The following is a 10,152-nucleotide window of genomic DNA, read 5'->3' on the forward strand; positions in this document are numbered from 1 at the left end:
CGCGGGGGGCGGCAGCACGCGCCATCGTGCCAGACCGGAGGCTCCACATCTGTTCAGTTATTGGGCAGTTGACATTTCCTGATGACCGGAAATGATCGCCACCCGCGTCGGCCGGACGACTCAGCGCTCCAGGACGAGAGCGATCCCCTGCCCGACGCCGATGCACAGCGCCGCCATCCCGGTACCGGAGCCGGCCGCCGCCAGCTGGTGCGCGACCGACCCGGCCAGCCGGGCACCGGAGGCACCGAGCGGGTGCCCGATGGCGATGGCTCCGCCGCGGGGGTTGACCACGGCCGGGTCCAGCTCCGGCCAGGCCGCGAGGCAGCCCAACGCCTGTGCGGCGAAGGCCTCGTTGAGCTCGAAGGCGGTGAGGTCGGCGAAGCCGCGTCCGGCCTTGCCGAGGGCCCGCTGGACGGCCTCCACCGGGCCCAGGCCGAACAGCTGGGGCTCGATGCCGGTGACGGCGGAGGCGCTGATCCGCGCAAGGGGTTCCCGGCCGGTGGCCGCGAGCCCCGCCTCGTCGGTCAGCAGCAGGGCCGCGGCGCCGTCGTTGAGCGGGGAGGAGTTGGCGGCGGTGACCGAGCCGGTGCCGTCCGTCCGGAAGGCGGGCTTCAGCCGGGCCAGCGCCTCCGGCGTGGAACCCTCGCGGATGCACTCGTCCCGTACGAGGTCCACGCCCGCGTACGGGACGACCTCGGCCCCGTACTGCCCGGCGGCCCACGCGGCGGCGGCCTTGCGGTGGCTCTCCAGGGCGAAGGCGTCCTGCGCCTCGCGGGTGATGCCGTGCTTGTCGGCGATGAGTTCGGCGCCCTCACCGAGCGAGCCGGTCCACTCCTCGGGCATGCGGGGGTTGGTCATCCGCCAGCCGAGGGTGGTGGACCACATCTGCTGGTGCCCGGCGGGGAAGGCCCGTTCGGGCTTCTGCACCACCCAGGGGGCGCGGCTCATCGACTCGACGCCGCCCGCGATGGCGACGGAGGCGTCGCCGACGGCGATGGCGCGGGCCGCCTGGATGACCGCCTCCAGTCCCGAGCCGCACAGCCGGTTGACGGTGACCCCGGGGACGCTCACGGGCAGCCCGGCCAGCAGCACCGCCATGCGGGCCACGTCTCGGTTGTCCTCGCCCGCGCCGTTCGCGTCGCCGAAGACGACGTCGTCGATCCGCGCCGGGTCGAGTTCGGGCGTACGGTCCACCAGCGCGCGCACCACGTGCGCGGCCAGGTCGTCCGGCCGGACCCCGGCGAGGGCCCCGCCGAACTTGCCGATCGGGGTGCGGACGGCGTCGACGACGTACACGTCGCGGACGGTGCGGATGCTCATGGGGTCTCTCCTGGGCGGATCCGTACGGCCGGCGGCGCCTCGGCGCCGGTGTGGGCACCGGAACGCAGCGCCGGCTGCACCCGGTGGGGCGCGCCCGAAGTCTCCGTCCGCACATCACCCCCTGTCAACGGCCCAGAGCACGATCCGAGCCCCGCCCAGCGCGACCCCAGCCCCGCCGGCGTTCGAGGCGCGGGGCGCGATCCAGCCCCGCCGGCGTTTGAGGCGCGGGGTCTGGGGCAGCGCCCCAGCACACGACCCGCACCCGCACCCGCGCCCGCACCCGCACCCGCACCCGCACCCGCACACCACCCGAGGCCGCGCCCAGCGCCCGGCGCAACCACCGTCAGGTGGACTCACGGCCCACCGCCACCGCCCCCATCAGGTCGTACCGCTCGATCGCCTCCGGCACCTCCGGCGCCCCTGGCGCCCCCGGCGCCTCCCGCACGGCCCGGTCCACCAGCGCCGCCAGATGCCCACCCGTCGGCATCTCGATCCGCACCGTGCTCAGCCGGGGCCGCAGCAGCCGCCCGAGGAGCAGGTCGTCGGCCCCGATGACGGCCACGTCCTCGGGAACCCGCAGCCCCTCGTCCTGGAGGGCCCGCATCAGCAGCATCGCGTACTCGTCGTTGTACGCGTACACCGCGTCCAGCCCGAGCCCCCGCCACCGCGCCGCGAGCGCACCCGCCGATTCCTCGGTGAAGGCCATCGGAAGGGCCTCCACCACCACGCCCGCCCCCACGCCCGCGGCCGCGGCCGCGCGCGCACCCGCCAGCCGGGGCACGGAGAACAGCTCCATACCGTCCTCCTGCGGAAGGACCACGCCGATCCGCCGCCGCCCCCGCTCGATCAGATGGGCCGCGGCCCGGGCCCCGACCTCCTCGTGGTTCAGGACCAGCGCGTGCGCCCCCGGCACCCGGTCCGGCCCCATCGTGATGACCGCGCGGGCCCCGGCCCGCTTCAGCGTGGCGACCCCGTGCGCGGTCAGCGCGACCTGGCCGGGCGAGATCACCGCCACCGGACGCAGCTCCGCCCACGCGCGAGCGGCCTCGTCCCCGTCGAGGCCGAGGCTCCCGTACTGGACCACGGTGTAGTCGAGGCGGCGCAGCGCCCACTGGAGTTCGTTGAGGAAGGTGCTGTACAGCGGACCGATCGGCACGTGCGAGGTGGGCAGCAGCACCATCCGCGTGCGCCCGGCCCGCAGGCTGCGCGCGGCCGCGTGCGGGACGTAGCCCAGCTCCTCGGCGGCCTCCCGCACCTTGCGGCGGGTCGGCTCGCTGATGCGTACGGCCTCCGCGTTGTTCAGGACGTACGAGACCGTCGCGCGCGACACCCCGGCGAGCCGGGCCACGTCGGCGCTGGTGGGTACGGGCGACGGCGACTTCGGCGACTTCGATGACTCAGACATTGCCGTGGCATCTTTCCAGACCTGTTGCGCCCAGGGGCTAGCGGATGGCCTGAAACGAATGGTACACAGTGCTTACACGAGTCACTGACACGTGTAACCCACGACGTCACATCTCGCCTGACAGCGATGTCCCGTCGTGTCACCCGTGCCGCCGCCCTGTCGCGTTCCTTCGCACCCCGCCGTCGCGACAGGGCGGCGCGCACCCCGCACCCCCTCACCCCACCGCACCCCTTCCGCACCCTCACCCGCCCAGGAGGGCACCGTGGCCCTTTCCTCCCGCGACGCCGGCACCACCGCCGACGCCGACGCCACCACCACGTCCAGCCGCCCCGGACGCGGACTGCTCCCCCTGCTCCTCGTCGGCAACACCGCCATGTACGCCCTGTACATCGGTGTCGCCGGCGTCCTGCTCGCGCTCCAGGTCGAGGACATCGACCCGGCGAACAAGGTCTCGAACTTCGGCCTGATCGCGGGGGTATCGGCGATCTTCGCCACGGTGTTCAACCCGGTCGCCGGCGCCCTCTCCGACCGCAGCGGACGCCGCAACCCCTGGATCTTCGGCGGCGGACTCGCCGCGGTGCCGGCGATGTTCCTGCTCGGCCTCGCCGACACGATCCTGCTGATCACGATCACCTGGTGCCTCGGCCAGGCCGTCATGAACGTCTACCAGGCCGCCATCACCTCCGTGGTCCCCGACCGCGTGCCCATGTCCGCCCGCGGCAAGGCCTCCGCGGCCGTCGGCCTCGGCCTGCCCTTCGGCTCCACCATCGGCGCGCTGCTCGGCGCCGCCTACTCCGAGGACTACCGCACCGGGTACCTCGTCTTCGGCGCGCTCGTCGCGGGCTCGGCGGTCCTCTTCACCGCCTGCACCCGTGAGGAGCGGCTGCCGGCCCGCACTCCGATGCCCGTGAAGGCACAACTCGCCGCCTTCGGCGGTGCGTTGAAGGACCACGACTTCCGGTGGGCCTTCATCGGGCGGGCGCTGCTCGTCCTCGGCTACTTCGCGGTCAGCGGCTACCAGCTGTACATCCTCCAGGACCACACCGTGCTGCCGGACGGGATGAAGCCGGAGGCCGCGGTGGCGGTGCTGATGCCGCTGACCAGCGTGGCGATGGTCGTCTCGACGGTCCTCGGCGGCTACCTCTCCGACCGGTTCGACCGCCGCAAGCTGTTCGTCGGCACCTCCGCGCTCCTGTCGGCCGTCGCACTCGTCATCCCGGCCCTGTCGACCAGTTGGACGGCGATGCTGGCCTTCGCCGTCGTCAACGGGCTGGCGTTCGGCTGCTACATGGCCGTGGACACCGCGCTCGTGACGATGGTCCTCCCCAAGGCCGAGGACGCGGCCCGCGACATGGGCGTGCTCAACATCGCCAACGCCGGGCCGCAGATCATCGCCCCCTTCATCGCCTCGGTGGTCGTCTCGCTCAGCGGCGGCTACACCGCGCTGTTCGTCGTCGCCGCCGTACTCGCGGTGGCGGGCGCCCTTGCGGTGAAGCCGATCCGTGGAGTGCGCTGACTTCCGCTGATCCCATCGAGCCCGGCACCGCAACCCGTACAGAAAGGCACCACCGTGCAGCTGCACACCCACACCTGGGGCGAGGGCGACCGCGTCGCCCTCCTGATCCACGGCATCATGGCCGACCACCGGACGTGGCGCCGGGTGGGACCCGCCCTGGCGGACCGCGGCTACCGCGTCATCGCCGTGGACCAGCGGGGCCACGGGGCCAGCGGCCGCGGCGACTACACCCCGGAGCTCTACGCGGACGACCTGGTGGAGACCCTTCCCGTGGGCGCGGAGCTCGCCATCGGCCATTCGCTGGGCGGCCTGACCCTGTCGCTCGCCGTGGAGCGGCTGGGGCCGCGGCGGGCGGTGTTCTCGGATCCGGCGTGGCACCTCGCCAGTCCCGGCGAGGGCTTCGGCCCGGAGCTGTTCGCGCAGTTCAAGGCGGCCACGAAGGAGCAGATCCAGGGGATGAACCCGCGCTGGGAGGAGGCCGACGTGGACGTCGAGCTGGCGACGCTCGCGGTCTGGGACGAGGCCACCGCACTGGGCCTCGGCCCGCTGCTCGGCGCCGACTTGATGCCGGCGGCGCCCACGGTCCCCTCCCTCGTGCAGCTCGCCGATCCGAGCTTCCTGATCTCGCAGGAGCGGGCGGCGGTGCTCAAGAGCCGCGGCTTCGAGGTGCGTTCGGTCGCCGGGGCCGGACACACCATCCACCGCGACGACTTCGACGGATTCATGGCCTCGCTGGAGGGGTGGATCTAGCGACGCGCCGGACAGCCCGCCACGGCCCTGCCACGCCGGCCGGACCCTGTGATCCCACAGGCGCCCGACCGGCGTGCGCCGTACCCCGGGCCCGTCCACACTGGGAGGGTGAAGCGCAGTCGTACGGTCATGCTCTGCATCGCCGGCCTGATGGGCGCTGCCCTTCCGGCCGCGACCACCGCGGGCCCGGCCTCGTCGGCCGCGGCGGCGCCGGGGGCCTGCGTCACCTCGCCCGGCACCGCCCAGGGCGACGCCCGCAAGGTCCTCACCATCGCCCAGCAGGCCCAGCGGGAGTTCGGGCTGAACTCGGTGGTCCTGCGGGTCTCCTCCGGCGGCGAGGAAGTGCTCACCACAGCGCTCGGGGAATCGATGACCGGCGTCCCGGCCGAGCCGTCGATGCACTTCCGTACGGGCTCGGTGGCCATCGTCTACATGGGCGCCGTGCTGCTCCAGCTCGTCGAACAGGGCAAGGCGTCCCTCGACGACCCGGTGTCCCGCTGGCTGCCGGACGTGCCGCACGGCTCGGAGATCACCCTGCGGATGCTCGGCAGCTCCACCTCCGGCCTGCACGACTACGTCACGGACCCCGCCTTCCTCGCCGAGCTCGAGGCAAAGCCGTTCCGCCACTGGACAGCGGCCGAAATCATCGGGATCTCGACGGACAAGCCGCTCCTGTACAAGCCGGGGACCAACTGGAGCTACTCGCACGCCAACTTCGCGATCCTGGGCGAAGCGCTGGAGAAGATCAGCGGCCTGCGGCTGGACCGGCTGCTCACGGAGAACGTGATGAAGCCGCTCGGGCTGACCCAGACCACCAACCAGTACACGCCGCAGATCCCGGAGCCCGTCCTGCACTCCTTCACCTCGGAGCGGGGCACCTACGAGGAGTCCACGTTCTGGAACCCTTCGTGGACCACCGCCCCCGGCGCGGTCCTCGTACAGAACATCTGCGATCTCGACCGGTCCGCGCGTGGCATCGGCACCGGGGAGCTGCTGACCCCGAAGTCCTTCAAGACGCAGCTGAATCCGGGCACCATCGGCCTGGGCCACGCGACGGCCACCTGCCCGGCCACCGTCTGTCAGCTGACCAACACGGAGGCCCACCACTTCGGCCTGGGTCTGATCGTCGTCAACGGCTGGATCCTGACGAACCCTTCGTTCTCGGGCTACGCGGCGGTGCAGGCGTACCTGCCGGCGGAGAAGCTCGCGATCTCCGTCACCGTGACACAGGGCCCCAAGAGCCCCGCGGGCAACTCGGCGCAACCCATCGCCGAACGCATCTCCGAGGCCCTGGCCCCCGAACACCCGCTCAAGATGCGCTGACGCGCACGACCGCTCCCCCTTACTGTCTACCTACCGATCGGTAATGGGGAGGGGTCGCAGTGACATCAGCAGCAACCGGAACGGCCGGCTTGGTCGAGATGGCCGCCGCACTCGCCGAAGGCGCGCTCTCCTCACGCCAGTTGACCGAGCGGGCCCTGCGGCGCATCGAGGCCGCCCAGCCGCGGCTCAACGCCTTCCGGACGGTCCGCACCGAGGCCGCCCTGGCCGAGGCGGAGGCAGCGGACCGGCGCCTCGCCGCCGGCGAACGGCTGCCGCTGCTGGGGGTACCGCTCGCCGTCAAGGACGACATGGACGTGGCCGGCGAGTCGACCGCCTTCGGCTGCGCGGGCGCGTTCGTGCCGAAGACCGCCGACAGCGAGGCCGTACGAAGGCTCCGCGCGGCGGGAGCGGTCATCGTCGGCAAGACGCACACGGCAGAGCTGGGCCAATGGCCGTTCACCGAGAGCGAGGCCTTCGGCGCCACGCGCAATCCGTGGAACCCCGACCACACGCCGGGCGGTTCCTCGGGCGGCTCGGCGGCCGCGGTGGCGGCGGGGCTGGTGCCGGCCGCGCTTGGATCGGACGGAGCGGGCTCGGTGCGCATCCCCGCGGCCTGGACCCACCTGATCGGCGTGAAACCGCAGCGCGGACGCATCTCCACCTGGCCGGAACCCGAGTCCTTCCACGGCCTCACGGTGAACGGGGTGCTGGCCCGCACCGTGGCCGACGCGGCGCTCCTGCTGGACGCGGCGAGCGGGCCGCACCCCGACGACCTGCACCGCCCGGCCCGGATCTCGGCCGGCGAGGCGGCCCGCCGCACGCCACGCCGGCTCCGGATCGCCCTCTCCTTCGCGATGCCCTTCACGGCAACACCCAAGTCCCTGGATCCGGAGGTCCGTTCGGCCGTGGAGCGGCTGGCCGGCCTGCTGGAGTCGCTGGGCCACGAGGTGGTTCCGGAGGACCCCCGGTACGGCCCGATCGGGCTGACGTTCGTGCCCCGCGCGACCAGCGGCGTACGGGACTGGGTGTCCCGCGTCCCGGACCCCGGCCTCCTGGACCCCCGCACCCACGAGACCGCCCGTACGGGCCGCCTCCTGGGCGGCCTGCCGCTGCGGATCTCCCGCCGGGCGGAAGCGGGGCTCCGGTGGCGGGTGGGCGAGGTGTTCGGCCGCTTCGACGTGGTCCTCACCCCGACGACGGCCACCCCACCGCTCCGCATCGGAGCCCTGGCGGGACTCGGCTCCCTGGCCACGGACCGCTCGATGATCGCGGCCTGCCCGTACGCCTGGACCTGGAACGTCCTCGGCTGGCCGGGGGTGAACGTCCCGGCGGGCTTCACCACGTCCGGACTCCCCCTGGGAGCCCAACTCCTGGGCCCCGCGGACTCGGAGCCGCTGCTGCTGGGCCTCGCGGCGCAGCTGGAGGCGGCGGAGGCCTGGAGCACGAACTGGCCGGCAGCGGGGTCGTCGACCTGACCCCGGTCCTCGCCCCCGCCTTCGCGGCAGGCGTCACACCACGTCAAGCGCACTCTTCTCGGTCGGCTCCTTGGCCGGGGCGGCGGCACGCAGCGCCGCTTCGACCCGGCGGTTGCTGGTCATGGATGCCGTGACGGCCGTCATCGCCAGCAGGAGCACGCCGGCGGCGTAGACCGGGGTGCGGATGTCGTAGGTGGTGGCCAGCCAGCCGCCGAGGAAGGCCCCGATGGGGGCGGCGCACATGGCCACCATGCGGGAGGTGGAGGCGACCCGGCCCATGAGGTGGGCCGGGACGATCGCCTGCCGCAGAGAGGGCGCGAGCACCATCGTGGCGCCCATGCCGGCCCCGCAGACGGCGAGCGCCAGCCCGGCCACGTACGGGTTCGGGGCGGCGGCCAGGCCCAGGATGGCAAGCCCTTCGACGCCGGCCGTGCAGGTCAGCGCCGTGCCGGTGCCGAGTCGTCGCCCGAGGTGGGAGGCGATGCCCGCACCGAGCAGCCCGCCGGTGGCCTCCGCCGTGAGGAGCAGGCCGAAGCCGAAGGTGTCGATGCCGAGGCGGTCGTGCGCGAAGAGGGCGAGGACGGTCTCCACAGCGAGGAAGGCGATGTTCCCGACCGCCGGACGGAGCGCGAGCCCGAGCAGCAACCGGTCCCGGAACACGTACGAGGCCCCCGCCCGCGCCTGCCGGAGGAGCGACTCGCGAACCTCCGGCACGGGCCGGGGCATGGCGGGCAGCGACCGTACGAGCAGAGCGGAGACCATGAACGACACCGCGTCGGCGAGCAGCGGAACCGCCCGCCCGAGCGCGAGCAGCGCACTGCCCGCAGGCGGCCCCGCGAAACCGGACATGGCGGTCTGGGCTCCGCGCAAGCGGGAGTTGGCCCGCTCCAGGAGTGCGGGGTCGCGGCCGAGCAGATCCGGCAGGTAGGCCGTGGCGGCCGTGTCGAAGAAGAGTCCGCCGAGGCCGAGCAGGAAGGCGACGGCCGCGAGCAGCGGAATGCTCAGCACGTCGAGCGCGGCCGCTGCCGCCGGTATCGCGAGCAGCACCGCACGCGCCATGTCCATGACCCACATCGTGCGCCGGCGGTCCCAGCGGTCCACCAGCGCACCGCCGAGCACTCCGAAGATCAGCCACGGCAGCGTCCCGGCGGCCGCGACGACGGCGAGCGCCATCGGATCCCGCGTCAACGTCAACGCGATCAGCGGGAGCGCGGCATGCGCCACCCCGTCACCGAGCGAGGACACCGTCTGCGCGGTCCAAAGCCGCCCGAACCCAGTCGGCAACTTCCGTACGTCTGACGTCACTTGGCGCCTCCGGGGTGGAACAGCGCGAAGACGAGCGACGCGTCCGGCAACGACGGATCGGACAGCTCCCGGTACTCGTCCGCCAGCGCCTGCAACCGCGCCCCCAGCTCGGCGAACTGCTCCTCGGTGAGCCGCAGATGAGCCATCCGTACGTGCCGCTCGCCATCCGCCGGCGACGCCTCCAGGTCCGCCACCGCATGCCGCATCAGCACATCCGGCCCTCCCTCGCCCGGATCCGGCAGCACGATCGACCGCGCGGCCATCGCGTAGTACCGCTCGGTGACACCGCGCACCTTCCGCGTCCGCACCACCTTCACCAGGCCGGCCCGCTCCAGCAGCCGCACGTGATAGCTGGAACTCCCCTTCGCGAGGCCCACCCGCTCGGCGATCTGCGTGATCGTCGCGGGCTCGAAGCGGAGCACGGCCATGATCCGGTGGCGCGTGAGGTTGGAGACGGCGCGCAGCTGCTCGTCCGTGGTGACGTGGAACGCCTCGGGAAGATCATCGGTATGCATGCGAGCAATGGTCAACGTTTCTTGACCATTGCGCAAGAGGTTTCCGCCCGACCCGCGCATGGCGGAGGCGCTGCGCCGCAACACCGCGAACCATCCCGAGGGTGCACGTCGGCGCTTTCGAGGACTGGCAGCCCGAGAGCCGCGACTTCGGGCTGGTCCTGGCGCGGTGAGCCGCTGAGCAGGCATCCCCATCAACCGAAGACGGTCGTCAGACGCCGTCGTCGAGGAGCGCGTAGCGATCTGACGCGCCTCACATCCCCCGAGGTCCTTGTGGTCGAGGTTTGGGGGTGGCTGGCCGCCTGCCCAAGCCCGGAACCGGCCTGGGAGGGCCCGAGGCAAGGCGCGCCCCCTACCGGGAGGGGCCGCACATCCCTGACTGACCCGCTTCTGCCTCCTTCCGCCCGGCCTGTTCTTTTGGGGGTTTCCCGGCAGTCTCTTGTCTTTCCGGGGCGGGACGGCCTGAAGCTCCTATAGATCGTCAAGTGGTCTGTGGGTGCTTTGTGGTGGTGGGGGTCGTGTGCGGTAGGTGGCGGTAGATCTCGC

The 10,152-nt window shown here is 72.7% G+C and carries 8 protein-coding genes; 4 read left to right on the forward strand and 4 right to left on the reverse strand.

The window, feature by feature from the left end; genetic code table 11:
* Positions 1-120: 120 nt before the first annotated feature.
* A complete protein-coding gene (locus AB0O21_RS37635; protein ID WP_365179573.1) occupies positions 121-1,320 on the reverse strand; it encodes a thiolase family protein in 1,200 nt (399 codons plus the stop codon).
* Positions 1,321-1,663: 343 nt separating this feature from the next.
* A complete protein-coding gene (locus tag AB0O21_RS37640) occupies positions 1,664-2,725 on the reverse strand; it encodes a LacI family DNA-binding transcriptional regulator (protein ID WP_365179576.1) in 1,062 nt (353 codons plus the stop codon).
* Positions 2,726-2,987: 262 nt separating this feature from the next.
* On the opposite strand from AB0O21_RS37640, the gene AB0O21_RS37645 reads away from it, so the two are divergent.
* From AB0O21_RS37645 to AB0O21_RS37660, 4 genes are all read left to right on the forward strand, one after another.
* Complete coding sequence (locus AB0O21_RS37645; protein WP_365179579.1) at positions 2,988-4,241, forward strand: MFS transporter; 1,254 nt, start codon at positions 2,988-2,990, stop codon at positions 4,239-4,241.
* A gap of 54 nt (positions 4,242-4,295) precedes the next feature.
* Complete coding sequence (locus tag AB0O21_RS37650; protein WP_365179582.1) at positions 4,296-4,991, forward strand: alpha/beta hydrolase; 696 nt, start codon at positions 4,296-4,298, stop codon at positions 4,989-4,991.
* A 108-nt stretch (positions 4,992-5,099) separates the two neighbouring features.
* Positions 5,100-6,314 carry a serine hydrolase domain-containing protein gene (locus tag AB0O21_RS37655; RefSeq protein WP_365179584.1) on the forward strand — a complete coding sequence of 405 codons (1,215 nt, stop codon included), beginning with the start codon at positions 5,100-5,102 and terminating at the stop codon, positions 6,312-6,314.
* Positions 6,315-6,412: 98 nt separating this feature from the next.
* Positions 6,413-7,789 (forward strand): amidase, encoded by a 1,377-nt coding sequence (locus AB0O21_RS37660; RefSeq protein WP_365179594.1) that lies wholly within the window; start codon positions 6,413-6,415, stop codon positions 7,787-7,789.
* 33 nt (positions 7,790-7,822) lie between these two features.
* Here AB0O21_RS37660 and AB0O21_RS37665 read toward each other — a convergent pair whose 3' ends face one another.
* Positions 7,823-9,094 (reverse strand): MFS transporter, encoded by a 1,272-nt coding sequence (locus AB0O21_RS37665; RefSeq protein ID WP_365179587.1) that lies wholly within the window; start codon positions 9,092-9,094, stop codon positions 7,823-7,825.
* A complete protein-coding gene (locus AB0O21_RS37670; protein ID WP_365179589.1) occupies positions 9,091-9,609 on the reverse strand; it encodes a winged helix-turn-helix domain-containing protein in 519 nt (172 codons plus the stop codon). Before AB0O21_RS37670 ends, AB0O21_RS37665 begins: the two co-directional genes overlap by 4 nt.
* Positions 9,610-10,152 lie beyond the last annotated feature (543 nt).

Source organism: Streptomyces sp. NPDC091371, assembly GCF_040684275.1.
Classification (GTDB): Bacteria; Actinomycetota; Actinomycetes; order Streptomycetales; family Streptomycetaceae; genus Streptomyces.